The organism is Lentzea sp. NPDC060358, assembly GCF_042725365.1.
Classification (GTDB): Bacteria; Actinomycetota; Actinomycetes; order Mycobacteriales; family Pseudonocardiaceae; genus Lentzea.
This window is the reverse complement of the sequence record NZ_JBHXCW010000116.1, coordinates 1-23,753: the sequence shown is the minus strand read 5'-3', so window position 1 is coordinate 23,753 and position 23,753 is coordinate 1. Positions and strand designations below refer to the sequence as shown.

Sequence of the window (23,753 nt, the reverse complement as noted above, 5' to 3'; positions counted from 1 at the left end):
GGGGTTCGGGGGCAGAGCCCCTGAGGGGAAGCACGCACCAGAAACAGGCCGCCCGCAAGGCAACCACCCGCCCAGCCGCACCCCGCAAGGCAACCACCCGCCCGGTGACCACCCACCCGGCCACATCCGCCCGGTGACGACCCTCCAGCCCTCAAAAAACCCGCTACAACCCCCCAGTGATCAAATCCCGATACCACCGAGCGCTCCGCTTCAACACCCGCTCCTGACTGCCGTAATCCACCCAGACCAGCCCGAACCGCTTCCCATACCCGTACCCCCACTCGAAGTTGTCCATCAACGACCAGGCGAGGTACCCCCGGACATCGGCCCCACCCCGAACAGCGGCGGCGACAGCCGAAATGTGCGACGCGAGGTAAGCAACCCGATCAACATCCTCGACAAGCCCATCCACCAGCCGGTCGTCGAAAGCGGCCCCGTTCTCGGTGATCACCATCGGCACCGAGTAGTCCCGCTGCAACCGCAGCAGCAGCGAGGTGAACCCCTCGGGAACGATCTCCCAGTCCATGGCGGTGACCGGCCGCCCCGTCGGGACAACCCCACCGGCCGAGTGGACGTGGGACGTGTAGTAGTTCACCCCGACCACGTCCAAGGGCGTGGAGATGACAGCCAGGTCCCCGTCGGCCACGGGAATCGATGCCCCGCGAGCAGCCACATCGGCCAGCACGTCGTCCGGGTAACGCCCGAGCACCAACGGATCCAGGTAGATCCGGGTGCCGAACCCGTCGGCCCGACGGGCCGCGTCCACATCACCGGGGTCGGAGGAAGCAGCCGTGTGCGACCCCATGTTCAGGGTGATGCCCAGCGAGGAGACACCGCGAGACCGCAGCTCCCCAGCCGCGAGCCCATGAGCCAGCAGCAGGTGGTGGGTGGCCCGCATGGCCTCGGCGAAGGACGTGCGCCCCGGTGCGTGCCGTCCGGTCTCGTACCCGAGCACGGCGGAGCACCACGGCTCGTTCAGGGTGGTCCAGGTGGGCACCCGGTCCCCCAGCGCGTCGTGCACCAACCCGGCGTAATCCTGGAACCGGTGGGCGGTGTCCCGCAACGGCCACCCGCCGGCGTCCTCGAGCTCCTGCGGCAGGTCCCAGTGGTAGAGCGTCAGCCAGGGGTCGACGCCCTTCTCCAGCAACGAGTCGACCAACCGCGAGTAGAAGTCGATGCCGCGTGGGTTGACCGGTCCGCGACCGCCGGGCTGCACCCGCGGCCACGACACCGAGAACCGGTACTTGTCCACCCCGAGCCCGGCGATCAGCGACACGTCCTCGGGCATCCGGTGGTAGTGGTCGCAAGCCACGTCACCGTTCTCGCCGTTGACGACGGCGCCGGGGCGGCGCGCGAAGGTGTCCCAGATGGACAGTCCGCGGCCGTCCTCGTCCCAGGCGCCCTCGATCTGGTAGGCGGACGTGGCGACGCCCCAGAAGAAGTCGTCGGGCAGTCCGGCAGTCACGTCAGACACGCGCGTCCTCCAACCAGCAGGCCACCCGGCGCTGCTCCTCCACTGTCTCCAGGGCGGGCATCCGCTCGCCGCACACGTCCATCGCGGACGGGCACCGCGGGTGGAACGGGCACCCGGTCGGCATCGACCGCAGGTCCGGGGGTGAGCCGGGGATGCCGCGCAGCTCCCGCCGCGGACCTCGCAGCGCCGGGAACGACGACAGCAGCCCCTGGCTGTACGGGTGCTTGGCGGCCCGGTAGATCTCGGACGCCGGGGCCTCCTCCACCACCCGGCCGCCGTACATGATCGCGATGCGGTCGGAGAACTCGACCAGCAGCGAGATGTCGTGCGTGATGAAGATGACCGAGAACCCGAGGGTCTCGCGCAGCCGCATCATCTGGCCGAGGATCTGCCGCTGGACCACCACGTCGAGCGCGGTGGTCGGCTCGTCCATGATGACGATCTCGGGTTCCAGGGCCAGCGCCATCGCGATCATCACGCGCTGCCGCATGCCGCCCGACAACTGGTGCGGGTAGGAGGACAGCCGTTCGGCCGGGATGCCCACCAGCGACAGCAGCTCACGCCCGCGCGCGACCCGTTCGGCACGCGACATCGCGGGCCGGTGGGTGCGCAGCACGTCGTCGATCTGCGTGCCGACCGAGATCACCGGGTTCAGGGCGTTCATCGCTCCCTGGAACACGATGGCGATCTCGCTCCACCGCAGGACCTGGAGCTTCTTCTCGTCGATCGACAGCAGGTCCTGGCCCTTGAACAGCACCGAACCGGACGGCACGTGCCCAGGCGGTTGCAACAGCCGGGTCGCGGCGTAGGCGAGCGTCGACTTGCCGCTGCCGCTCTCCCCCGCGAGCCCGAGCACCTCGCCGGCGTTCAGGGTCAGGGTGACGTCGTGCACGGCCCGCAGGGTGCCGTAGTCGACCGAGAGGTCGCGGATCTCCAGCACCGGGCTCATGCGCGCACCTTCCGCAGGCGGGGATTCGCGTACTCGTCGATCCCGAAGTTGATCAGGGCCAGCGCCGTGCCCAGCAGGGCGATGCACAGGCCGGCGGGGACGAACCACCACCACGCGCCCAGGCCGAGCGCCTGGTTGCTCTGCGCCCAGAACAGGATCGTCCCCCAGTTCCAGGTCGACAGCGAGATGACGCCGACGAACGACAGCGTGATCTGCAGCATGACCGCGAAGATCACCGTGCCGACGAAGCCGGAGGCGATCACCGCCATCAGGTTGGGCAGCACCTCGAACACGATGATGCGCCACGTCGACTCGCCGGACGCCCGTGCCGCCTCCACGAAGTCCCTGCGCCGCAACGACATCGTCTGCGCACGCAACACGCGCGCACCCCATGCCCACGCGGTCAGCGAGATCACCGCCGCGATCAGGACGGTGTCCGCCGACGGCAGCATCGACGCCACGATGATGATCAGCGGTAGTGCCGGGATCACCAGGAAGACGTTGGACAGCATGGACAACGCCTCGTCGGCCGCGCCGCCGAGGAACCCGGCGGTCACCCCGACGAGGATCGACAGGACCGTCGCCAGCACCCCGCAGACCAGCCCGACGAGCATCACCCCCCTGGTGCCGACGAGCACCTGGGAGAAGATGTCCTGCCCGGTCATGGTCGTGCCGAACCAGTGCGTCCCCGAGGGCGGCGACAGCAGGTCGTCGCCCATCGCGGACGGGTCGTAGGGCGCGATCCACTCGCCGATCACGGCGAGCAGCGAGAAGAAGGCCAGGATGCCCAGGCCGAGTTTCGTCTTGAAGTTCATCGGAGTCTCAGCCCTCCCGCCGCGTGCGCGGGTCGAGCAGCAGGTACCCGACGTCCGCGAGCAGGTTCGCCACCAGCACGGCCAGTGTGATCACCAGGAACACGCCCTGCATCAGCGGGTAGTCCTTCGCGCCGATGCCCTGGAACAGCACGTAGCCCAGGCCCGGGTAGGAGAACACCATCTCGACCAGCAGGGCGCCGCCGACGATGAAGCCCAGCGACAGCGCGAACCCCGAGATCGACGGCAGCACGGCGTTGCGCGCGGCGTAGGCGAACATGATCCGCCGCTGGGTCAGGCCCTTGGCCTTGGCGACGAGCACGTAGTCCTCCGCCGTCACGGTCACCATCATGTTGCGCATGCCGAGGATCCAGCCGGCCACCGAGCTCACGACGATCGTGACGCCGGGCAACACGGCGTGCTCCAGGACGCTCCCGATGAACTCGCCGGTGAACTCCGGCACCAGCCCCGGCGCGTAGCCGCCGGACGCCGGGAAGAGCGGCCACGTCACGGAGAACAGCGAGATCGCGATCAGCCCGAGCCAGAAGTACGGGATCGACGACAGGAACGTCGTCATCGGGATCAGGTTGTCCATCCACGACCCGCGCTTCCACCCCGCGTAGACGCCCAGCAGGGTGCCCAGCAGGAACGCGATGACCGTGGTGACGCCGACGAGCCCGAGCGTCCACGGCAACGACTGCGACAGCACGTCCGCGACCGGTGTCGGGAAGAACGTGAACGACAGCCCGAGGTCGCCCCGCAGCAGCGCGGCCCAGTAGTCGACGTACTGCGCCCAGATGGACTTCTTCTCGTCGAGCCCGAACAGCACGTACAGCGACGCCATCGCCTCGCTGTTCAGCCGGCCGCCCAGTTTGGTGATCATCGCCTGCACCGGGTCGCCGGGCAGCAGCCGCGGCAGCAGGAAGTTCACCGTGATCGCCGCCCACAGCGTCACCGAGTAGAACAGCGCACGGCGCAGGAGGAACGTCATGCCGCCGCCTCCCCGTACAGCCAGCACGCGGCCCAGTGCCCCGACGAGTCGACGTCGACGCGCGGTGGCGCCTCGGTCCAGCACCGGCTCTGCACCTTCGGGCAGCGCGGCGCGAACCGGCAGCCGGTCGAGACCTGCGCGGTCTCCTCCGGCGGCGCGTCCAGCGCGACGACCGACCGCTCCGGGTCGGGCGCCGACTCGATGAGCAGCTGCGTGTAGGGGTGGGCGGGCTTCTGCGTCACGGTCTCGCTGTCGCCGCCCTCGACGATCTGCCCGCCGTACATCACGAACGTCTCGTCGGCGAAGTAGCGCGCCGACGCGATGTCGTGGGTGATGTAGAGGACCGCGAGCTTGAGCCGTTCCTTGAGGTCCAGCAACAGGTTCAGCACGCCGAGCCGGATCGAGACGTCCAGCATGGACACCGGTTCGTCGGCGAGCAGCACCTCGGGGTGCGCCGCGAGCGCGCGGGCGATCGCGACGCGCTGCCGCTGACCGCCCGACAGCTCGTGCGGGTACCGCGAGGCGAAGTCGGCGGGCAGGTTCACCCGCTCCAGCAGCTGCTCCACCGTCTCCGGCCGCTGGTGGATCTTCAGCGGCCTGGTCAGGTGGTAGCGGATCGTGTGGATCGGGTTGAGCGAGGCGAACGGGTCCTGGAACACCATCTGGACCTTGCGCCGGTACTCCCGGACCCGCCGCACCCGTTCGCCGTCGAGCAGGATCTCCCCCGAGGTGGGCTCGACCAGTCGCGCCAGCAGCTTCGCCACCGTCGACTTGCCGGACCCCGATTCGCCGACGAGGGCGGTCACGCGCCCGCGGCGCAGGACGAGGGAGACGTCCTGCACCGCGCGCACGCGCTTGTAGGTCTTGACCAGACCTTTCGCTTCCAGCGCGACCTCGTTCACTACGACCCCGCAGGCTTCAGCTTCATGACGATCTGCAGGGCGTTGGGCAGCGTGGCCTGCGGCGGACCGTACGGGTCCTCCTCGGTCGGCCAGCCGACCCAGCTCTTCGTGCTGTACTCCGCGCCGATCGGCCCCGCGGACGTCGGGATCATCGGCACCTGCTCCACCATGATCTTCTGCAGCACGGCGAGGCTCTTGGCGCGCGCCGCGTCGTCGGTGGCGTTCGCGTACTCCGCCAGCGCCGCCGTGGCCTCCGGGTTGTTGTAGCGGCCGAAGTTCACCGCCGCGGTCTGCCCGATCGGCTTGATCTCCGCCGAGTCCATGATGTTCTGGTACATCTCGTACGGCGTCGCGCCGGTGTTGGTCCAGCGCAGCGAGCCCTGGAACGCGCCGTTGGCGAAGTCGGTCGTCCACGCGTCGGCGGTCTGCGTGCGCACGGTCGCCTCGATGCCGATCTTCTTCAGGTCGCTCTTGATGATGTCGAGCACCGTCAGGTAGTCCGACCAGCCGGACGGGTTGGTGAGCTCGAGCGTGACCGGCTTGCCGTCGAGCGCCTTGAGCACGTCGCCCTCAAGCTTGAAGCCGGCGGCGGTCAGCTTCTGCTTGGCACCGTCGACGTCGATCTTGAACTTGGCGTCCTTGTACTCCGGCGCGAGGAAGGAGTCACCGGCGGGCAACGGCATGCCGGTCTTCGACTCGAGCTTCGGGAACAGGCGGGCCTCACCGCGGACGAAGATCGCCTCGCGGTCGATGACGTCGCTCATCGCGGCGCGCAGCGCGGCGTTGTCGAACGGCGCGACGGTCGTGTTCAGCCACAGGCCGTGGATGCCGAGACCGGCCGGGAACCAGAGCTTGTGGTTCGCGGGGTCCTTGTCGACGTACAGCTTCTGGTAGTCCGGGATGAAGACGTACGACCACTGGCTCGCGCCCGACGCCAGCGCCGTCGTCTGCGCCGTGTTGTCGTTGTACGAGGTGTACTGGATCTCCGGGACCTTGGGCAGCTCCTGCCAGTACTCGGCGCGCCGCGCGATCGTCACCGTCTGCGAGGTGAACGACTTGAGCTGGTACGGGCCGGTGCCGACCGGGTTCGGGTTCGTGTAGGTCGTCGGGTCGGGGACGGTGCTCCAGACGTGCTGCGGGATCACCATCGCGCTGATGACCTTGTTGCGGTTCACGAACTGCGGCGAGGCGAACGTGACCTCGACCTTGCCGTCCGGCGTCGCCGTCGCGGTCTCGACCTTGAGCGAGTCGCGGTTGTTGAGCGCCGGCCACTTCTTCAGGATCTCGTACGAGAAGGCGACGTCGGCGGCCGTGAGCGGCTTGCCGTCGGACCACTTCACGTTCTCCCGGAGCGTGAAGGTGACCTTCTTGTAGTTGTCCGTCCAGTCCCACTTCGTCGCGAGCCACGGCACCGGGTCCTGGGCGGGACGGGTGTTGTTCACGAACGCCAGCGGCTCGTAGATCTGGTAGCGGTAGCCGAGCGAACCCGCGGCCGACGTGGGCAGGAACGGGTTGTGGTTCTCGGTCAGCGGCCCGTTGGGCATGCCCACGGTCAGCACCCCGGAAGCCTTGGTGGCACCACCAGAGGAGCATCCGGTCGCCGCGAGCGCCAGTGCTAACGCGACGATGACTGTTCTGCGCATGGGGGAGTCTCCCGACACGACGAAGCATGAGAGCGCTCTCTCATGCGGACGGCGAACTAGCCAGACCGCGTGCGGCCTGGCCGGAACGTGTTGAGTTGTGGGTGGGTCAGGGCGCGGATTCGCGCACGATCAACGAGGTCGGCAGCACCAGCGGGTGGTCGGGCATCGGCTGTCCCTCGAGCGTGGAGAGCAGCATCCGCGCGGCGGCGGCGCCCATCTCCTGCGCCGGCTGGCGGATCGTCGTCAGCCGGGGTTCGGTCTGTCCCGCGACCGGGACGTCGTCGAAGCCGACCACGGACACGTCACCGGGGACGGTCCGGCCGGCCTCGCGCAGCGCACGCAGCACACCGACGGCGGAGATGTCGTTCTGCGCGAACACGGCGTCGAACGGGATACCACTGGCGATGAGCTTGTCGACCGCCACCTCCCCGCCCTCCTGGGTGAAGTCGCCGTCGACCACGAGGTCCGGGTGCAGCGTCAGGCCCGCTTCCGCCAGCGCGAGGCGGAACCCGTCGAGCCGCGCCCGCGTGCACCCGAACGTCGGAGGGCCGGTGACGACGGCGAACCTGCGACGCCCCGCCGCGACGAGGTGCCTCGCGACGTCGGCGCCTCCCTGCCGGTTCGTCGTCGTCACCGAGGGGAACTCCGGGTGCGAGCCGCGGTCGTCGATCATGACGACCGGCAGTCCCGCCCGGTAGAGCGTGGAGATGTAGTGCAGGGCGTCCGGCGGCTCGACCACGAGCAGCCCGTCGAAGGCGTTGGCGGACACGTGGTTCGCGAACTGGTTGAGCGACTCCGGCCCGCGGTTCAGGGTGTAGAGCAGCAACCCGTACCCGTCGGCCTCGAGCTCGTCGACGATGCCCTGCAGGACCTCGCCCATCCACGGCCACGTGAGCGACGGCGCGAGCATCGCGACGGTCCGGGTGCGCCCCCTGGCGAGACCGACGGCACGGGCGCTGGGCACGTACCCGATCTCGTCGATGACCTTGCGGACGCGCTGCGCGGTGGAGGCGTCGACGTCCGGCTTGCCGTTCAGCACACGTGACACGGTCGCTTTGGACACCTGGGCGCGTTGGGCGACCTCTGCGATCGTGACACGCATGCCGAACTTCCTTCCGCCGCCTCTGGAACCGGTTTCGGTACCGGTTCCGCTGAGGTGTGACGGAGTCAACAGCCTGCCGTCGGCATTCGTCAAGACTCTTGCCGGAACTTCGTGAGAGCGTTTCCACAACCGCTGCCATCACCGCAGGTGAGGACCGTTCGGACGCGGGAAACCGGGACGTCCGACGGCACCTTGATCGATTCCACGTCCGCAGTGGCGTTGCTCCGCGCGGAGTAGTGATCCGCGCGTCTCAGTTCGGCAGAATCAACGGTCATGGGGGTTGTCACCGCGGTCAGCCGCAACGAGGAGTACACGTTCACCAAACCCGCGCGCGAGAGCATCACGCTGCTCGCCGGACTGGGGGTCGAGGGCGACGTCCACCAGGGCGTCACGGTGAAGCACCGGTCGCGCGTCGCGAAGGACCCGACGGCACCGAACCTGCGCCAGGTGCACCTGATCCACGCCGAGCTGTTCGACGAGCTGCGGGACAAGGGCTACGTCGTCGAGCCCGGCCAGATCGGCGAGAACGTCACCACCCGCGGTGTCGACCTGCTCGGCCTGCCGACGGGAACGCTGCTGAGCCTGGGTTCCGAAGCCGTGGTCGAGGTGACGGGGCTGCGCAACCCGTGCGCGCAGATCGACGCCTTCTCCCACGGGCTGCTCAAGGAGGTCGTCTTCCGCGGACCGGACGGCGACCTGGTGCGGCTCGCGGGGATCATGTCGGTCGTGGTGGCGGGCGGTGTCGTGCGGCCCGGCGACGAGATCGGCGTGGAGCTGCCGGCCGAGCCGCACACGGCTCTGGTGCCGGTCTAGTCCAGGTTCCTGGCCGGGCTTTCCACCGCAGCGACGTCCGCACCGCGGGAGCGGCGCCAGCCGGCGCGCGCCCGCGGGTGGAACCGCCGGTCGTGCGGGAGCAGCCGGAAGACCAGGTGCACCACCGATCCCAACGCCCGGTGCGCGCGGTCGTCGAGCCGGCTCCAGCGCAGGCCGAGCCTTTCCCGGACCACCGGGTCGTACAGGCCGACGGTCAGCCACGTGAACGACCGCGCGACGAGGAACCGCAGCGGCCGCCACAGCGAGTGCGGCACTGCGCGCAGGAAGGCGGGCCTCGGCAGGTCCGTCAGGTCCAGCACGTCACGGGTGGCCCTGTTGTCCTCCAGCACCTCCGAGCACGTCCTGTCCCAATAGGACTGGAACTCCTCCCACGAGCCGGGCACGGGCCGCATGGTCATCCCGTAGAGCCGGTACCACTGGACGTGCTCGGCGAACAGCTGCCGCCGGGCGGCTTCCGGCACACCGCCCAGGAACCGGTCGCCGAACCGGATCATGGTCATGAAGAACACGGCGTGCGCCCAGTAGAAGACCTCCGGAGCGAGGGCGTGGTAGCCGCGGCCGGAGTGGTCGACGCCCCGGATCCCGTTGTGGAAGCCGCGCACCCGGACCGCGGTCCGGTGCGCGGACTCCCCGTCGTACACCACGCCGAGGATCGGGTAGAACGAGCGGAACACCCGCTTCCACCGCTCGCCGAAGAACTGCGAGTGCTGCTCGACCCCGATGCCCAGTCCGGGGTGCATGTTCTGCATCGACCCGGCCCACAGGACGACGAGGACGTTGCGCCAGTCCCCGAAGTACCGCCAGGTCAGCGAGTCCGGTCCCAGCGGCCGGTGGGGCACCGCCATCAGCGGCGCTCCCCCGCGAGCAGTTCGGACAGACCGCGGTGCCCGCGCCGCATCGTCAGCGCGTGGTTGTGCGCGAACGCGCGCCGGGCGACGGGGGCGAACACGCGCAGCAACCGCTTCTCCGCGGTGCAGTCCTGGGTGATGCGGACCGACGTGCCGGTCAGGGCGAAGTCGATCCAGCCGGCGATGTCACCGCCGAGCGCGAGGCGGAAGTGCCCCCGTTCCCGGTCGCGGGTCAGGAACCGGTTGGTGAGCCGCAACGTGTACGGCAGGGACGACCGGAGCACGACGGCCACGGTGTCCGCGTCGACCCGCCGGACCTCGCGGTAGTCCGGCCACCACCGCGGGTAGGCCTCGAGATCGGTCAGGACGTCGTAGACCTCTTCTCCCGCGCGGCCGATCTCCCAGGAGAGGTCGAAGCGGTAGTGGTTGGGGTCCACGGCCCGGTCAGTCGTGCGCCACGGCGCTGCTGCCCACGTGCTCGGGCAGGTCGCCGAGCAGCTTCGCGAGCTGCGGGTCGGCGGCGAGGTGGCGCCTCTGCAGGTCGGCGATCTTCGCGCCCAGCTCGGGGTCCGGGTCGTCGCTGATGTCGAAGGACTCGAACTTCTCCATCAGCGGCAGGCCGATCCGTTCGGACCGGACGTGCGCCGGGTGGCCGAGGTACTCCCAGTAGCCGTCGAGGTCCTCGAAGGCGAAGATCGCGCTCCAGTCGTACTCGCTGCCGTGCTCGCGGCCGACGGTGAACCACTTCACCGACGGGATGGTCCGGCCCTGCTCGTGCAGGACCTCCAGCGCGGCCTCGATCGTCGCGGGCTCGAGGCCCTCTTTGATCTTGATGCGGTTGCCGTGGTAGATCATCGTCAGCTCCTTCGGTCAGGTGCCTCCGATGGTGCGCGAACGCGCGGCGCGGTCGCGTCGGCAGTGGTTGCCTAGATGCGGGACCCGCTCAGGGCCGGTCGTTGCCGAAGTGGTCGTCGAGGATCACCGAGATCGTCCGCGGCGCCTCCACGACGGCCAGGTGCGCCACGTCCCCCACCACGTAGAGCTCCGCGTCCGGCAGCTCGTCGGCGATCTGCCGGGCGAGCTCCGGCGGCGTCGCCTGGTCCTGCGCCGCGGCGATCACCACGGCCGGCACGTCGATCTTCGCGAGGTCCGGCCTCAGGTCCATGTCCCTGATGGCCTCGCAGCACGCCACGTACGACGGCACGTCGACCCGCAGCAGGTCGGCGCGGAAGCGCGCGACGACGTCCGCGGGAAACGCCGGAGTGAACCAGCGCGCCACGACCGAGTCCGCGATCGGGTCCATCCCCCGCGAGCGCAGCACCTCGATCCGCTCGTCCCACACCGACTTGTCCGGGTACCAGGCCGTGGTGCACATCAGCGCGAGCCGCGAGATCCGGTCGGTGTGCGCGGCCAGCCACATGCCGACCATGCCGCCGAGCGACACACCGCAGTAGTGCACCCGGTCCAGTTCCAGGTGGTCCAGGAGGTCCACGACGTCGTTCGCCAGGTCCTCGATCGCGCACGGTCCCTCGACGGGCGCGCTGCGGCCGTGGCCGCGGTGGTCGAAGCGCAGCAGCCGGAACGGGAGCGCGAAGTCGCGCCACAGGCCGGTGGTCGTCCCGAGCGCGTTGCCGAGCACCAGCACCGGCGCGTCCTCCGGCCCGGTCAGCGTGTAGTGCCCGATCACGGCGTCACCTCCTCGCGAGACCCCGACAACCCGCGAGTCTGCCCGGGGTTTTTCCCTTCCGCACGACGAGTTCCGCCGTCTGGCGCACACCGCGCGGCGACCACCGTCGAGGCCCCCGCCGAAACACCGTTGCGGGGAGCAGAATGAAGGGTCGTCCCCGCCACCGACCGCACCGGGAAGCCGATGAACTCCGCTGCTCCGTTCACGCACGAGGCCCTGTTCTACCGGGACGTCGACGCCTTCCTCGCCGGCACGGCGGGGTTCGTCGCGGACGGCGTGGACACCGGTGAGCCGGTGCTCGTGGCGGTGCCGGAGACGAACATCGGCCCGCTCCGCGCGCGGCTGGGCGAGCGGGCGGACCAGGTCCACTTCCTCGACATGACCGAGGCGGGCCGCAACCCCGGCCGGATCATCCCCGGCGTGCTGATGGCGTTCAGCTCGAGCACGCGGCGCCGGTTCCGGGTGGTCGGCGAGCCGGTGTGGCCGGGACGCACCGAACTCGAGTACCCGGCGTGCGTGCAGCACGAGGCGTTGATCAACACGGCGTTCGAGGGCCGGCCGGGCGTCATCCTCTGCCCGTACGACGCGGGGGCGCTGCCCGGTCACGTGCTGGCGGACGCGCGGCGCACGCACCCGGTCGTGATCGACGGCGAGCGGCGCGTGGCGAGCGAGTGGTACACCGAGCCGTCCGGGCTGGCCGGGATCTACAACGTGCCGCTGCCCCCGCCGCCCGCCACGGCGCAGGAGCACGCGTTCTCCGTCGGCACGCTCGCGCGCCTGCGCCGGATCGTGGCGGCCCACGCGCACTGGCTGCGCCGCGAGCAGGTGGAGGACCTGGTGCTCGCGGTGAACGAGCTGGCGACGAACAGCATCCTGCACGCGTCCGGCCGCGGGGTGCTGCGGTTGTGGCGCGAAGGCGGTACGGCGGTCTGCGAGGTGAGCGACTCCGGCGAGGGTTTCCCACCCTCGTTCACCGGTCTGTCCGGCTTCGGGATCGTGATGGTGAACCTGCTGTGTGACCTGGTTCGCACCCACACGAGTCACAGCGGTACCACCGTTCGAGTGTACTTGGGGCGGTAGGGAGTCGCCGCCATCTCATCGCAATGCGCACGACACGGGGAACTGTTTTCCTTGCTCACCTATGACGGACCACCTCTCCCCCCTCGACATCGCCTTCCTCGCCATGGAGGGCAACGCGAACCCGTTGCACCTCGGCGCGGTCGCGACCTTCGCACCGTCCACTCCGGTGCACCCGGCCCGCATCGCCGCCGTGCTGTGCGAACGGGCGCAGGAGATCCCCGGCCTGCGCCGGCGCGCCCGCACGTCGTTGCTGGGCGGTGCGCGCTGGGTGGAGGACCCCGGCTTCGCGCCGGAGGACCACGTCTTCACGCACCACGTCCGCGGCCGTGATCGTTTCGCCGCACTGGTTTCCCACCTCATGGCGCAGCCGCTCGACCTCGCGCGGCCGCCGTGGGAGCTGCACGTCGTCACGGGTCTCGCGGGCGGGCGGTTCGCCGTGGTCGCGAAGCTGCACCACTCGCTGTGCGACGGCATGAAGGCCGTCGGCCTGGGGCTGCGGCTCTTCGACGCCTCCCGGCTGTCCGTTCCGGACGCTCCGGCACCGGTCTCGCGGCCGGTCCTCCCGTCGCTGCGCGGGATCAGGGACACCCTCGACATCGCCTCGTCGGTGCTGATGAACACCCGCCCGCCGACGCTGAACTCGCCGGTGCTCACCGCGTCCACCCGGCCACGCCGCGTGGTGATGTCGCGCCTGGACCTCGCGGACGTGCACCGGATCCGGCGCGCGCACGGCGGCACGGTCAACGACGTGCTGCTGGCCCTCGTGACGGGTGCGTTGCGCCACTGGCTTTCCGCGCACGGCAGCGCGGGCCCGTCGTCGGTCGTGCGGGCGCTGATCCCGGTGAACCAGCGTTCACGCTCCGGCGGCGGTTCCGGCAACCAGATCTCCGGCTTCCTGGTGTCCCTGCCGGTCGGTCTCCCCGACCCGGTGGACCGCCTGCGCGACGTCCGGTCGCAGATGGAGTCGGCCAAGGCCGCCGGCCCCGACCGCGGCGCGGGCGCCCTGCCGCTGCTGGCCGACCGCGTGCCCCCGCTGGTGCACCGCCTCGCCGCCCCGGTCATGGGCCGCTGCGCGCCGTTGCTGTTCGACACGCTCGTGACGTCCGTGCCGCTGCCGTCGGTGCCGCTGTCCCTGGACGGCGCCGCGCTGTGCGAGATGTACCCGGTGGCGCCGGTCGCACCCGGCCACGCGGTGGGCATCGCGCTGTCGGTGTACCGCTCGTCCGTGCACGTCTGCCTGAACACGAACCAGTCGTGGATGTCCGACGCGCAGTGGCTCGACGGCGTGCTGCGCCGTGAGATCGCGGCCCTGCAGGACACCCGCGAGCTGGTGGGTTTGCCCCGCTAGGGTCGCGGGCACACCTGGTTTCATGAGCAACACCGTGGTCCTGGACGTGGACGGCACCCTGGTCGACACCAACTACCACCACACGGTGGCGTGGCTGCGGGCGTTCCGCGGCGCGGGCATCACCGTGCCCGGCTGGAAGGTGCACCGGTCCATCGGGATGGGTGGCGACAAGCTGGTGGCCGCCGTGGCCGGGGACCTGGTGGAGCGGTCGCACGGCGACGAGCTGCGCGACGCCTGGGAGCGCCGCTTCGACGAGGTGCTGGACGAGATCCAGCCGTTCGAGGGCGCGCACCGGCTCATCCGCGCGGCCACCGACCTCGGTCTCGACGTCGTGCTCGCGAGTTCGGGCAAGCGCAAGCACATCGAGCACTACCTGGACCTGCTCGACCCCGGCGACATCGCCTGGACGTCGTCCGACGACGTGGACGGCAGCAAGCCGGAACCTGACCTGATCCAGGTGGCGCTCGAGAAGGCGAACGCCACCCGTGCGGTCGTCATCGGCGACTCGGTGTGGGACTGCGAGGCGGCCGGCCGGGCGGGGCTGCCGTCGATCGGCCTGCTCACCGGCGGGTTCGGCGAGGACGAGCTGCTCGGCCGCGGGGCGTCGGCGGTGTACCCGGACCTCGACCGGCTGCGGGCGGAGCTGAACGACCTGCCGTTCGCCGCGGCGACCGAACCCGGCGCCTGAGCGGACTCAGGGCTGGGGCTGGGCGGTCGCCGAGGTCGGCGCCTCCGACGACTTCTTGTTCTTCTTCTCCTTGTCCTTCTTCTGCGTCGTCGTCACCACGGGTGCGTCGGCGGTGCCGTCCGCCGGGGCACCGGTGGTCGGCGGCGCGACGCCGGTCGTCACGACGACACCCGGCTGCGGCGCCCCCGGCGCGTCCGGTGCGCCGGGTCCGGTGCCGTCCGGGGCGCCGGGCGTCTGCACGACCGTGATCGTGGACGCGGACACGGTAACCACCTGGGTGCGGCCACCGGGAGCTTTCTGGTCCGCCGCGGGAGCCTCGGTGCCGCCGCCGAAGTTCGCGACCGCCACGGCCACCGCGGTGGCCGCCACCGCCGCCGCGCCGATCGCCAAACGCTTGCCCCGCCGTTGCTTCGGCACCTCCGGGGCGGAGACCGCCGCGTCCGGCAGCAGGGCGGGCAGGCCGCGGCTGGCTTCGAAGGCCGCGTCCAGCGACCGCGCGCACTGGGCGGCGGTGGGACGGCGCGCCGGGTCCGTGTCGGTCATGGCGGCCAGCAGCGACACCCACGCCGGTGGCAGGTCCACGGGGATGCGCGGCGGGCGGGCCAGGCGCGCGAGGGCCGCCTCGGCGTCGCCGCCGGGGTACTCGACGCGGCCCGTCAGGCACTCCAGCAGGACCAGGCCGAGCGCGTAGACGTCGGCGGCCGGGCCGACGTCGGACCCCCTGACCTGTTCCGGCGAGAGGTAGCCGGCGGTGCCGACGAGGATGCCGGAGGTGGTCACGCGGGTCACCTCGGCGACCAGGGCCAGGCCGAAGTCGGCCAGGTAGGCCTGCTTCTCCGCGTCTTCCAGCAGGATGTTCGACGGCTTGATGTCGCGGTGGACGACGCCCAGGCCGTGCACGTGGTCCAGCACCGCGGCGATCTGGCCGCCGATGCGCGCCACGAAACGGGGCGGCAGGGGCTCGGACATGCGCTGGCGCAGCGTGCCGCCGGTGATCTCGCGCATCACGAAGTACGGGCGGCGCGAGAGCGTGCCGGACTCGTAGACCTCGATGATGCCGGGGCAGTCGAGGGAGGCGAGCATGGTGGCCTCGCGCTGCAGGCGCAGCTCGTCGTCCGGGAGGCCGGGGCCCGAGAAGATCTTGATCGCCACGGAGGACGTGGTCGCGCGGTCGTAGGCTCTGTAGACCTCCGCCATCCCACCGGACCCGAGGAGTGAACCGATCACGAAGCGGTCGTCGATCACCGCACCGGTCAGGTCGCCGTCCCAGGGTTCGCTCATGGGCCTCCGCTCGTCGCGCAGCAACCTAACGGGTCCCGCGGAACGTGTGCCACCCGGCACCGGCGTGAAGATCACACGACGATGAGCCCCGCCTCGATCTCCCGCACGGTGGCCTCGTCGCGTTCCAGCTGCTCAGCGTCGGTCGTCGCCAGCACCACGTGTCCCAGCGACGTGCGCAGGTCGTCGGTGCGGGGCACCATCGAGCCCTCGCGGTACGGCAGCACGTCGCGCTGGTAACTGGGCAAAAGTGAGGCCAGCTCGTCAAAGCGGACCGAGTTGGCGAGCTCGCCCGCCGCGGGCGAGGCGAGGTACACCGACCTCACGTGCTGGTGCCGCTCGTACCGGCCTGCCGCCTTCTCCCCGTCGACGTGGTGGCGCACCATGCGGGTGATCTGGCTTTCGCCGGTGCCGAGCACCGTGAGCTCCTGCTGCTCCGCGCCGGCCAGCCGCGCGCCGATCTCGACCAGCCGCGGGCCGTCCGGCGTGAGCACCACCTCGGCATGCGCGGGGCCGTTGCGCACGCCGGTCGCGTCGAGCACCCGTGCCACGTAGCCGAAGAGCACGTCGACCACCGGGTCGGACGGCGCCACGAGCGTGTGGGAGCGGAAGATGCCGAGCCCGTCGTCGCGGCCTTCCTTGGCACAGCGCCAGACCGCCGCGACGCCGTGCTCCCCGTCGACCGAGTAGGTGTCGACCTCGTACTCGGTGCCCACGGCGAGCTCGCGGACGAGCACCCGGTCGGTGCGGAAGCAGGTGTCGTTGACCGCGCGCACCCGGTTGAAGCTGGTGCGCCAGTCCTCGCCGGGCATGGCGACGAACACGTCGTCGGTGTCGCCGCTGTGCTGCGGCTTCAGCACGATCGGCGAGTTCTCCAGCCCCTCGCGGCGCAGCCACGCCGCCACCTCGCCGGGTGACTCCGAGCCGAGCTGGCGCAGGTGGGGCACCTCGGCGGCGCGCAACGCCACGTCGCGCTGCCACCGGTCGCGGCGCGCGGACGAGAGCGCGAGGACGTTCGACCTGCCGGGCAGGAGCAGCTCGGACAGCGCCTCCGCGGTCTCGGTGCCGGTGCCAGCACCCGCGACGACGGCGATCGGGTCGTGCACGGCCAGCTTCGCCGCCAGCTCGTCCAGGTCGCCGGAGGTGTGCACCTCGGAGAAGTCGTCCGGGTCCCACACCCTGCTGAGCCAGCTGGGGGGTGTGGTGGTCGTCAGCACCGCCACGGCCCCGACACCCCGGGCCGCGAACGCGGGCGCGATGCCCTTGCCCGCCGAGTACGGATCCACCACGACAATGCTGCGACCGGACACCGCTGTCCTCCTGATGGTCAAGCCCCCGCCGGATGAGAGACGTCAACAGCACGGGCGTGACCAGCCATTCCTGTCTCGATTGGGTCGAGACGACCGTCACTCGAACCGCAGCCGGTCGCGGACGGGAGCGGTGAGCAGGCTCGCGGCCGACGCCCGCCACGTCCGGCCCAGCCGGGTGCGCAGGTCGGCACCGCCGGTCAGCGCCCTGGCGACGAACTGCAGCCCGAGCAGCTCCGCGACGACCTGCTCGGCCGCGTGCCGCACGTTCACCTCCGGCAGCAGCTCGCCGCGCTCGCGCGCGAGCGTCAGCAGGTCGCGCACCACGGCGACCCAGCCGATCACCTGCGCCGCCGCCACGACGTCGAAGAACACCGCCTCCCGCAACAGCTTCGCGCTCACCCGCACGGTGAGGTCGGTGTCGAGCCGGTCGACGAACGCGAACGACATCGAGATCAGCGCCTGCGCCGGCGAGGTCTCGACCGCGAGCTGCTCGTCGCGCAGCCGGTGCCACAGCAGCGACTGCTCCTCGACGATCGCGACGCCGAGCGCCTCCTTGGAGCGGAAGTGGCAGTACAGCGCGCCTTTTGACACCTCGGCACGAGCGCACACGGAGGTGAGGCTGGACCGGGCGAAGCCGTCGCGGTCGAACACCTCGGCGGCGGCGCGCAGCAGTCTCGCCCGCGTGTGCACCGCATTCCCACGGCTCGGGCTCATGCCGCGGCCCGCGCCACGGCCAGGGTGTCCGGCAGGTGCCAGTACTGCTCGATCTCCCCCAGGTGCACCGAGATCACCGCCGCGAACCGGGCCTCCACGGCGTCCCCGGTCGCGCGGACCCGCCAGCGGGCGGAGCCGATCACGGCCGCGTCCGTCCCGTCGACGACCACCTGGCGGGCCGAGAGCTGCTCCAGGTCGAACGTGGCGAACAGCGTCAGGAACCACGACTCGACCTCGCGCCGGGTGCGCGGGCCGGCCGACCACCTGGCCCCGGTCGGGTCGGGCGCCTCCCATTCCACGGACGGCGCGCACAGCCGCGCGATGCCGGGTGCGTCCTGGGCCGCGAGGCGTGCCAGGAACACCTGCACCAACTCGACCGTCGAGAACATTTTTTCCCACCTTCTGATCCCGGTCATTGCTGCGGCACAACGAACCGGCGAGATCACACTAGATCAAGCTCGGGAAAACCGAGTCCGCACACCCCATCGGACCAGCTCTGTTCCACCGAACAACCGATCAAGTGATTCCGGCGGTGGCTGAACTTTCAACGACCGCCGGTATCACCGCAATGCACGGCCCGATGACCGCGGCTTTGCGGCAGGCTGGACGGCACACCCGCCCTCTCACCGAAACGGAGCAGAACTGTGCTCAAGGCAGCCCCCGGAGCCCGCGAGCACCAGGACGTCCCGCCGATTACCGCCCTGATTCCCCGGGCCCGGCGAGAACAGGGCCTCACCCAGCGCGCACTCGCGGACCTGTTGTGCGAGATCTCACAGAACGACAGCATCACCCGTGAAGAGGTGTCGCGCTGGGAACGCGGAAAACGCATTCCCGGCCCTTACTGGCGTGCCTGGATCAGTGCGGCGCTGCACGTGCCGCACGCCGAGGTCGACCAGGCGGCGGTGGTCGAACGCCGGTGCCGCAGGACCACGACGCAGACCGGTTCCCGATAGCGGAGCGCGGACAGACGGCAGGGTCTGCCCGCCCGCGGGAGGGCGGCGCTCGACAATCCCTCGCGAGCGCCGCCCTTCCCCTGAACAAATCTCCATCGGCGGCGAATTAATCCATTGTCCAGCACTTCGGGCGCACCACCGCCCGAATCCGCACATCGGCGGCACCACACCAACGGAGCCCGGCCTCCCGGTGAATACTCCGTGACGTTCCGGAAGAGACTTCGATCACAACTCGCCCGGTGTCGCCCGGCCCATTCCGGTACCGGGTGAAAACGGCCGCCGCGCCGGCGTTTCCGTGGCGGGGAATTCGCGGCCGGACGCCTGCTATCGCCGTGACAGCTTCTCCACAGGCGTCTCACAGGAAACGGCCCCACGCTTGTCCCCATGACGGACAACCACGACCGCGGCCTCCAGTTCGACCTCGCCACGCTGCTCGGGCGCCGGCGGGCGTTGACGCTGCTCGGCGGCGCCGGCCTCACGCTCGTGGCCTGCGCTCCGACCACGCCGACCGCCGCGAACCCGAGCACCACGACCGGCACGTCCGCGACCGCGGGCCAGGCGCTCGCGGCGATCCCCGAGGAGACCGCCGGCCCCTACCCCGGCGACGGCTCGAACGGCCCGAACGCGCTCACGCAGAGCGGGATCGTGCGCTCGGACATCCGGTCCAGCTTCGGTTCCTCGACCCGCACGGCCGAGGGCGTCCGGCTCACGATCGACCTGACCGTGCAGAAGGAGGACGGCACGCCCTTCGCGGGCGCCGCGGTCTACCTGTGGCACTGCGACATCAACGGCGACTACTCGATGTACTCGGACCGCGTGAAGACCGAGAACTTCCTGCGCGGCGTCCAGGAGGCCGACTCCTCCGGCAAGCTCGGGTTCGTCAGCGTCTTCCCCGGCGCGTACGCGGGGCGCTGGCCGCACATCCACTTCGAGGTCTACCCCGGCCTCGGCGAGGCGACCAGGGCGGGCAACAAGATCACGACCTCGCAGCTCGCGCTGCCGGAGACCACGTGCAAGGAGGTCTACGGCACCACCGGGTACACGCAGAGCGTGCGGAACATGGGGCGGACGTCTCTCGAGCAGGACATGGTGTTCCGCGACGGCGTCGACCACCAGATGGCGACGATGTCCGGCAGCACCGGCTCCGGCTACACCGCCTCACTGACCTTCGCGGTGCAGGGCTAGCCACAGCTCCGCGCGCACACCGGGCGAGTCGAGCGACCGGCCGAGCGCCTGCCCGGCCTTGCGCACGCGGTTGCGCACCGTGTGCCGGTGCACGCCCAGCTCCGCCGCGGCCGGGTCCCACGCGCCGTGGTGCGCGAGCCAGATCCGCAGCGTGGCGCGGGTTTCCGCGTCGAGCGGCCGCAGGACGGCCTCGGCGAACCCGTCGGGCAGCGGCACGTTCCCGGCGAGGTCCTCGAACCGGCGGACGCCCGCCCGGCGCGCCTGCCGCGCCTCGCGGTAGCCGCGGGCGACCCCGGAAGCGTCCACTTCGGACGAGGAGAACCCGCCTGCTTCCTCCGCCAGCACGACGACGTCGCCGTCGTGCTCGGCCCAGAAGCCGTCGGAGGGCGGTTCCGCGACGAGGTGCACGCGGAACCGCGCGGGCAGCCCGTCGACCGGGAACCCGTTCAGCAGCAAGCGGAACTGGCCCGACCTCAGCTCGCGGTGCGCGGCGTCCACGGCGTCGGTGCGGGCGAGCGCGAGGGTCAGCAACGACGCGGCGGTGTTGACGATGCCCGGCTCGAACCGGGCGGCGCCGACCGCGAGGACTCCCCGCGCCCGGCTGCCGAGCACCTGGAGGAACACCTGCCCGCCGCCGGCCTCGAACGCCGCGCTGGCGAGACCGCCCGTGCCCGTCAGCCGGGCGAGCTCGGCCGACAGGTCCGGGACGAGCCGCGCGTTGTGGGCGTGCACGGCCACGCCCGCCGCGTCGAAGAGCACCGCCCACCCGTCGATCCACTGGCCGAGCCCGCGCACCACCGCACCGGCCCCCGCCCTGACCGCGGCCCTGGTGAGGGCGCGCTGGGCCTCACCGGTGCGCACGACCGCGGCGTACTCGTCCGCGGCGAGCGCCTTCGACACCGCCTTGCTGATCGCGATGAACGGCACCCCGCGCGGCACCTCCACGAGCCCCAGGCCTGCCTCGTCCGCCGCCCGGACCAGCGCGGACGGCACCAGGTCGTGGCCGAGGCCCGTGCCGAAGCCGAGCCCCACCACCCCGGCGCGCACCAGCCGTGCGACGTACTCGCCGCCCACGTCGGCCAGGCCGGTCGTCAGCAGCAGCTCACCGCCCTCCAGGAACGGCGTGGGGTCCGCGAGCTCGGTGCCGTGCACCCACCCGACCGGCCGCGACACGTCGCCCGCCAGCACCGGCAGCCCCAGCGAGCGGGAGAGGTCGTGCAGCGTGATGGGCATGTGCCACTTTGTACCTCCGCCGCCCCGCGGATCGCCATTTCAGGCACTGCGCACCGGACTCACCGGGACCATGCTCGGGACATGACCCGACTGCGCACCGCGATCCCCGGGCCCCGGTCGCTGGAACTCCAGGCGCGGCGCGAGGGCGCCGTCGCCGCCGGCGTCCGTTCGACGCTGCCCGTCTACGTCGCCTCCGCCGGCGACGGCCTGCTGGTCGACGTCGACGGCAACCAGCTCGTCGACCTCGCCTCCGGCATCGCCGTCACCGGAACCGGCAACCCCGCGCCCGCCGTGGCGGAGGCGGTGCACGCCCAGATCGACCGGTTCAGCCACACCTGCTTCATGGTCACGCCGTACGAGAGCTACCTCGAGGTCTGCGAGGAGCTGAACGCGCTCGCCCCCGGTTCCCACGAGAAGCGGTCGGTGCTGCTCAACTCCGGCGCGGAGGCCGTCGAGAACGCCGTCAAGATCGCCCGGCACGTGACGGGCCGGCAGGCCGTCGTGGTGGTCGACCACGGCTACCACGGCCGGACCAACCTCACGATGGCGCTGACCGCCAAGACCATGCCGTACAAGCACCGGTTCGGCCCGTTCGCGCCCGAGGTCCACCGCGTGCCGACGTCGTACCCCCTGCACGACGGCCTCACCGGCGCCGAGGCCGCCCAGCGCACGATCAGCGCGATCGAGCGGCAGACCGGCGCCGGCACCACCGCCGCCGTCGTGATCGAGCCGATCCAGGGCGAGGGCGGGGTCATCGTCCCCGCCGGGGGCTTCCTGCCCGCTCTGGCCCGGTGGTGCCGCGAGCACGGCGTGCTGCTCGTCGCCGACGAGATCCAGACGGGCTTCTGCCGCACCGGGTCCTGGTTCGCCTGCGACCACGAGGACGTGGTGCCGGACCTCGTCACCACCGCCAAGGGCATCGCGGGCGGGCTGCCGCTCGCGGCCGTGACCGGGCGCGCCGAGATCATGGACGCCGTGCACGCCGGTGGGCTCGGCGGCACCTACGGCGGCAACCCGGTGGCGTGCGCGGCGGCGCTGGGCGCCATCCGCACGATGCACGACCGCGACCTGAACGCGGCCGCGCGCCGCATCGAGAAGACGGTGCTCGGCCGGTTCGGGACCGTCGCGGAGAAGACCGGCGCCATCGCCGACGTCCGCGGCCGCGGTGCGATGCTCGCGATCGAGTTCACCGAACGCACGCCCGACGTCGCCGCACGCGTCGCGAAGACATGCCACGAACAGGGTGTCGTCGTGCTGACGTGCGGTACCTACGGCAACGTGATCCGTCTGCTGCCCCCGCTGGTCATCCCGGCCGACCTGCTCGCCGAAGGCCTCGACGTGCTCGAAGGAGCTCTGCTCGCATGACCGACTTCCACACCGCTCACGACGTCGAGACGGCGGTCGCCCGGGCCGCCGCCGTCGCCCCCGAGCTCGCCGCGCTGCCGGCCCACCGCCGTGCCGGCGCCCTGGACCACGTGTCCCGGCGCCTGGCCGAACGGGCCGAGGAGTTCGCGCGGGCCATCACCGACGACTCCGGTAAGCCGCCCAGGTGGGCGCGCGTCGAGGTCACCCGCGCGATCTCCACGTTCCGCTGGGCCGCCGAGGAGGCCCGCCGGTTCTCCGGTGAGCTGCAGCGCCTCGACACCGACCCGTCCGCGGAGGGCCGCCTCGCGCTCGTGCGCCGGGTCCCGCGCGGACCGGTGCTCGGCATCGCGCCGTTCAACTTCCCGCTGAACCTGGTGGCGCACAAGGTGGCCCCGGCGATCGCGGTCGGCGCGCCGATCGTGCTCAAGCCCGCGCCCGCCACGCCGCGGGTCGCGTTCCTGCTCGGCGACCTGCTCGCGGAGACCGACCTGCCCGAGGGGGCGTGGGCGGTGCTGCACCTGTCCAACGAGGACACCGCGGCGCTCGTCGAGGACCCCCGCCTGCCGGTGGTCTCGTTCACCGGGTCCGGCCCGGTCGGCTGGGGCATCAGGGAACGCGTGCCGCGCAAGCACGTCACGCTCGAACTGGGCGGCAACGCGGCCGTCATCGTCGCCCCCGACTGGCAGGACGTCGAGTTCGCCGCGCAGCGCATCGCCACCTTCGCGATGTACCAGGCGGGCCAGTCCTGCATCTCGGTGCAGCGCGTCTACGTGCACGCCGACCTCCACGACGCGGTCTCGGAAGCCGTGGTGCGGCACGTGAACCAGCTCGACGTGGCCGCCGACGTCGGTCCGCTGATCAACGACGCCGCCGCCGGCCGCGTCGAGGAGTGGGTGCGGGAGGCCGGCGGGCAGGTGCTCACCGGCGGCACCCGCGACGGCCGCACCTACGCGCCCACGGTGCTCGCGGACGTGCCGGAGGACGCCAAGGTCAACGCGGAGGAGGTCTTCGGCCCGGTCGTCACGCTGGCCCAGGTCGGGAGCGTCGAGGAGGCGTTCGACCGCGTCAACTCCTCCCGCTACGGCCTGCAGGCGGGCCTGTTCACCACCGACGTGCGGCTGGCTTTCCGCGCGGCGCAACGACTCCAGGTCGGCGGCGTGGTCGTCGGCGACGTCCCGAGCTTCCGCGCGGACCAGATGCCCTACGGCGGGGTCAAGGAGTCCGGCACCGGCCGCGAGGGCCTGCGCGCGGCGATGGAGGACCTCACCGAACCCCGCGTGCTGGTGCTGACCGGCCTGGAGCTCTGAGCCGCCGCCCGGCGCCACCGGCCCCGTCACGCCGCGGAGCGTGCGGACAC

General features: G+C 71.2%; 24 protein-coding genes. 8 read left to right on the top strand and 16 right to left on the bottom strand.

The window, feature by feature from the left end; genetic code table 11:
• Positions 1–163: 163 nt before the first annotated feature.
• The 7 genes from ACFWGZ_RS23570 to ACFWGZ_RS23540 form a co-directional block, all read right to left on the bottom strand.
• Positions 164–1,474, bottom strand: coding sequence for a GH1 family beta-glucosidase (locus ACFWGZ_RS23570; protein ID WP_382453722.1), 1,311 nt, complete (start codon positions 1,472–1,474; stop codon positions 164–166).
• Positions 1,467–2,423, bottom strand: coding sequence for an ABC transporter ATP-binding protein (locus ACFWGZ_RS23565; RefSeq protein WP_382453721.1), 957 nt, complete (start codon positions 2,421–2,423; stop codon positions 1,467–1,469). The genes ACFWGZ_RS23570 and ACFWGZ_RS23565 overlap by 8 nt, the downstream gene beginning before the upstream one ends.
• Entirely contained in the window at positions 2,420–3,238 is an 819-nt protein-coding gene (locus tag ACFWGZ_RS23560) for an ABC transporter permease (RefSeq protein WP_382453720.1), read from the bottom strand. The genes ACFWGZ_RS23565 and ACFWGZ_RS23560 overlap by 4 nt, the downstream gene beginning before the upstream one ends.
• Before the next feature lie 7 nt (positions 3,239–3,245).
• Positions 3,246–4,226, bottom strand: a complete 981-nt coding sequence (locus ACFWGZ_RS23555) for an ABC transporter permease (RefSeq protein ID WP_382453719.1) — start codon at positions 4,224–4,226, stop codon at positions 3,246–3,248.
• On the bottom strand, positions 4,223–5,128 hold the full coding sequence (locus tag ACFWGZ_RS23550; RefSeq protein WP_382453718.1) for an ABC transporter ATP-binding protein: 906 nt from the start codon (positions 5,126–5,128) through the stop codon (positions 4,223–4,225). Before ACFWGZ_RS23550 ends, ACFWGZ_RS23555 begins: the two co-directional genes overlap by 4 nt.
• Positions 5,128–6,771 (bottom strand): ABC transporter substrate-binding protein, encoded by a 1,644-nt coding sequence (locus tag ACFWGZ_RS23545; protein ID WP_382453717.1) that lies wholly within the window; start codon positions 6,769–6,771, stop codon positions 5,128–5,130. The genes ACFWGZ_RS23550 and ACFWGZ_RS23545 overlap by 1 nt, the downstream gene beginning before the upstream one ends.
• A gap of 106 nt (positions 6,772–6,877) precedes the next feature.
• Complete coding sequence (locus tag ACFWGZ_RS23540; protein WP_382453716.1) at positions 6,878–7,873, bottom strand: LacI family DNA-binding transcriptional regulator; 996 nt, start codon at positions 7,871–7,873, stop codon at positions 6,878–6,880.
• Positions 7,874–8,146: 273 nt separating this feature from the next.
• Here ACFWGZ_RS23540 and ACFWGZ_RS23535 point away from each other — a divergent pair, with 273 nt between their 5' ends.
• Entirely contained in the window at positions 8,147–8,686 is a 540-nt protein-coding gene (locus ACFWGZ_RS23535) for an MOSC domain-containing protein (RefSeq protein WP_382453715.1), read from the top strand.
• Here ACFWGZ_RS23535 and ACFWGZ_RS23530 read toward each other — a convergent pair.
• From ACFWGZ_RS23530 to ACFWGZ_RS23515, 4 genes are all read right to left on the bottom strand, one after another.
• Positions 8,683–9,552, bottom strand: a complete 870-nt coding sequence (locus ACFWGZ_RS23530; protein WP_382453714.1) for an oxygenase MpaB family protein — start codon at positions 9,550–9,552, stop codon at positions 8,683–8,685. The genes ACFWGZ_RS23535 and ACFWGZ_RS23530 overlap by 4 nt on opposite strands.
• Positions 9,552–9,992 (bottom strand): SRPBCC family protein, encoded by a 441-nt coding sequence (locus ACFWGZ_RS23525; RefSeq protein WP_382453713.1) that lies wholly within the window; start codon positions 9,990–9,992, stop codon positions 9,552–9,554. The genes ACFWGZ_RS23530 and ACFWGZ_RS23525 overlap by 1 nt, the downstream gene beginning before the upstream one ends.
• Before the next feature lie 7 nt (positions 9,993–9,999).
• The gene (locus tag ACFWGZ_RS23520) at positions 10,000–10,410 is read right to left on the bottom strand and encodes a Dabb family protein (protein ID WP_382453712.1); all 411 of its coding nucleotides are present in this window, start codon (positions 10,408–10,410) and stop codon (positions 10,000–10,002) included.
• An 88-nt stretch (positions 10,411–10,498) separates the two neighbouring features.
• Positions 10,499–11,242 (bottom strand): alpha/beta fold hydrolase, encoded by a 744-nt coding sequence (locus tag ACFWGZ_RS23515; protein ID WP_382453711.1) that lies wholly within the window; start codon positions 11,240–11,242, stop codon positions 10,499–10,501.
• A gap of 183 nt (positions 11,243–11,425) precedes the next feature.
• Between ACFWGZ_RS23515 and ACFWGZ_RS23510 the strand changes: the two genes are divergently transcribed.
• The 3 genes from ACFWGZ_RS23510 to ACFWGZ_RS23500 all read left to right on the top strand — a co-directional run bounded on the left by ACFWGZ_RS23510 (position 11,426) and on the right by ACFWGZ_RS23500 (position 14,358).
• Positions 11,426–12,322: an anti-sigma factor RsbA family regulatory protein gene (locus ACFWGZ_RS23510; protein ID WP_382453710.1), complete on the top strand. Its 897-nt coding sequence runs from the start codon at positions 11,426–11,428 to the stop codon at positions 12,320–12,322.
• A gap of 61 nt (positions 12,323–12,383) precedes the next feature.
• Positions 12,384–13,670, top strand: coding sequence for a wax ester/triacylglycerol synthase domain-containing protein (locus ACFWGZ_RS23505; protein ID WP_382453709.1), 1,287 nt, complete (start codon positions 12,384–12,386; stop codon positions 13,668–13,670).
• Between the two features lie 22 nt (positions 13,671–13,692).
• The gene (locus tag ACFWGZ_RS23500) at positions 13,693–14,358 is read left to right on the top strand and encodes an HAD family hydrolase (protein ID WP_382453708.1); all 666 of its coding nucleotides are present in this window, start codon (positions 13,693–13,695) and stop codon (positions 14,356–14,358) included.
• A 6-nt stretch (positions 14,359–14,364) separates the two neighbouring features.
• On the opposite strand, the gene ACFWGZ_RS23495 is transcribed toward ACFWGZ_RS23500, so the two are convergent.
• The 4 genes from ACFWGZ_RS23495 to ACFWGZ_RS23480 form a co-directional block, all read right to left on the bottom strand.
• Positions 14,365–15,639, bottom strand: coding sequence for a serine/threonine-protein kinase (locus tag ACFWGZ_RS23495; RefSeq protein WP_382453707.1), 1,275 nt, complete (start codon positions 15,637–15,639; stop codon positions 14,365–14,367).
• Positions 15,640–15,710: 71 nt separating this feature from the next.
• Positions 15,711–16,925, bottom strand: coding sequence for an ATP-grasp domain-containing protein (locus tag ACFWGZ_RS23490; RefSeq protein ID WP_382453723.1), 1,215 nt, complete (start codon positions 16,923–16,925; stop codon positions 15,711–15,713).
• 117 nt (positions 16,926–17,042) lie between these two features.
• The gene (locus ACFWGZ_RS23485; RefSeq protein ID WP_382453706.1) at positions 17,043–17,636 is read right to left on the bottom strand and encodes a ScbR family autoregulator-binding transcription factor; all 594 of its coding nucleotides are present in this window, start codon (positions 17,634–17,636) and stop codon (positions 17,043–17,045) included.
• Between the two features lie 20 nt (positions 17,637–17,656).
• Positions 17,657–18,049, bottom strand: a complete 393-nt coding sequence (locus ACFWGZ_RS23480; RefSeq protein WP_382453705.1) for a nuclear transport factor 2 family protein — start codon at positions 18,047–18,049, stop codon at positions 17,657–17,659.
• Positions 18,050–18,304: 255 nt separating this feature from the next.
• Here ACFWGZ_RS23480 and ACFWGZ_RS23475 point away from each other — a divergent pair, with 255 nt between their 5' ends.
• Both ACFWGZ_RS23475 and ACFWGZ_RS23470 read left to right on the top strand, forming a co-directional pair.
• A complete protein-coding gene (locus ACFWGZ_RS23475; protein ID WP_382453704.1) occupies positions 18,305–18,613 on the top strand; it encodes a helix-turn-helix transcriptional regulator in 309 nt (102 codons plus the stop codon).
• 384 nt (positions 18,614–18,997) lie between these two features.
• A complete protein-coding gene (locus ACFWGZ_RS23470) occupies positions 18,998–19,798 on the top strand; it encodes an intradiol ring-cleavage dioxygenase (RefSeq protein ID WP_382453703.1) in 801 nt (266 codons plus the stop codon).
• Here ACFWGZ_RS23470 and ACFWGZ_RS23465 read toward each other — a convergent pair.
• Complete coding sequence (locus ACFWGZ_RS23465; RefSeq protein ID WP_382453702.1) at positions 19,772–21,031, bottom strand: PucR family transcriptional regulator; 1,260 nt, start codon at positions 21,029–21,031, stop codon at positions 19,772–19,774. The two genes, ACFWGZ_RS23470 and ACFWGZ_RS23465, sit on opposite strands and share 27 nt — an antisense overlap.
• 81 nt (positions 21,032–21,112) lie before the next feature.
• On the opposite strand from ACFWGZ_RS23465, the gene gabT reads away from it, so the two are divergent.
• Together gabT and ACFWGZ_RS23455 are read left to right on the top strand one after the other, a co-directional pair.
• Positions 21,113–22,396, top strand: a complete 1,284-nt coding sequence (gene gabT / locus ACFWGZ_RS23460) for a 4-aminobutyrate--2-oxoglutarate transaminase (RefSeq protein ID WP_382453701.1) — start codon at positions 21,113–21,115, stop codon at positions 22,394–22,396.
• Positions 22,393–23,703 carry an aldehyde dehydrogenase family protein gene (locus ACFWGZ_RS23455; RefSeq protein ID WP_382453700.1) on the top strand — a complete coding sequence of 437 codons (1,311 nt, stop codon included), beginning with the start codon at positions 22,393–22,395 and terminating at the stop codon, positions 23,701–23,703. The genes gabT and ACFWGZ_RS23455 overlap by 4 nt, the downstream gene beginning before the upstream one ends.
• Positions 23,704–23,753: the final 50 nt, after the last annotated feature.

Bases quoted from the DNA above. Each gene is read 5' to 3' on its own strand.
- ACFWGZ_RS23535 (WP_382453715.1), top strand. From the start codon at position 8,147: ATGGGGGTTGTCACCGCGGTCAGCCGCAACGAGGAGTACACGTTCACC.
- ACFWGZ_RS23530 (WP_382453714.1), bottom strand. From the start codon at position 9,552: ATGGCGGTGCCCCACCGGCCGCTGGGACCGGACTCGCTGACCTGGCGG.
- ACFWGZ_RS23455 (WP_382453700.1), top strand. From the start codon at position 22,393: ATGACCGACTTCCACACCGCTCACGACGTCGAGACGGCGGTCGCCCGG.
- ACFWGZ_RS23560 (WP_382453720.1), bottom strand. From the start codon at position 3,238: ATGAACTTCAAGACGAAACTCGGCCTGGGCATCCTGGCCTTCTTCTCG.
- ACFWGZ_RS23480 (WP_382453705.1), bottom strand. From the start codon at position 18,049: ATGTTCTCGACGGTCGAGTTGGTGCAGGTGTTCCTGGCACGCCTCGCG.
- ACFWGZ_RS23565 (WP_382453721.1), bottom strand. From the start codon at position 2,423: ATGAGCCCGGTGCTGGAGATCCGCGACCTCTCGGTCGACTACGGCACC.
- ACFWGZ_RS23500 (WP_382453708.1), top strand. From the start codon at position 13,693: ATGAGCAACACCGTGGTCCTGGACGTGGACGGCACCCTGGTCGACACC.
- ACFWGZ_RS23495 (WP_382453707.1), bottom strand. From the start codon at position 15,639: ATGAGCGAACCCTGGGACGGCGACCTGACCGGTGCGGTGATCGACGAC.
- ACFWGZ_RS23510 (WP_382453710.1), top strand. From the start codon at position 11,426: ATGAACTCCGCTGCTCCGTTCACGCACGAGGCCCTGTTCTACCGGGAC.
- ACFWGZ_RS23545 (WP_382453717.1), bottom strand. From the start codon at position 6,771: ATGCGCAGAACAGTCATCGTCGCGTTAGCACTGGCGCTCGCGGCGACC.
- ACFWGZ_RS23465 (WP_382453702.1), bottom strand. From the start codon at position 21,031: ATGCCCATCACGCTGCACGACCTCTCCCGCTCGCTGGGGCTGCCGGTG.
- ACFWGZ_RS23540 (WP_382453716.1), bottom strand. From the start codon at position 7,873: ATGCGTGTCACGATCGCAGAGGTCGCCCAACGCGCCCAGGTGTCCAAA.
- ACFWGZ_RS23470 (WP_382453703.1), top strand. From the start codon at position 18,998: ATGACGGACAACCACGACCGCGGCCTCCAGTTCGACCTCGCCACGCTG.
- ACFWGZ_RS23555 (WP_382453719.1), bottom strand. From the start codon at position 4,226: ATGACGTTCCTCCTGCGCCGTGCGCTGTTCTACTCGGTGACGCTGTGG.
- ACFWGZ_RS23520 (WP_382453712.1), bottom strand. From the start codon at position 10,410: ATGATCTACCACGGCAACCGCATCAAGATCAAAGAGGGCCTCGAGCCC.
- gabT (WP_382453701.1), top strand. From the start codon at position 21,113: ATGACCCGACTGCGCACCGCGATCCCCGGGCCCCGGTCGCTGGAACTC.
- ACFWGZ_RS23505 (WP_382453709.1), top strand. From the start codon at position 12,384: ATGACGGACCACCTCTCCCCCCTCGACATCGCCTTCCTCGCCATGGAG.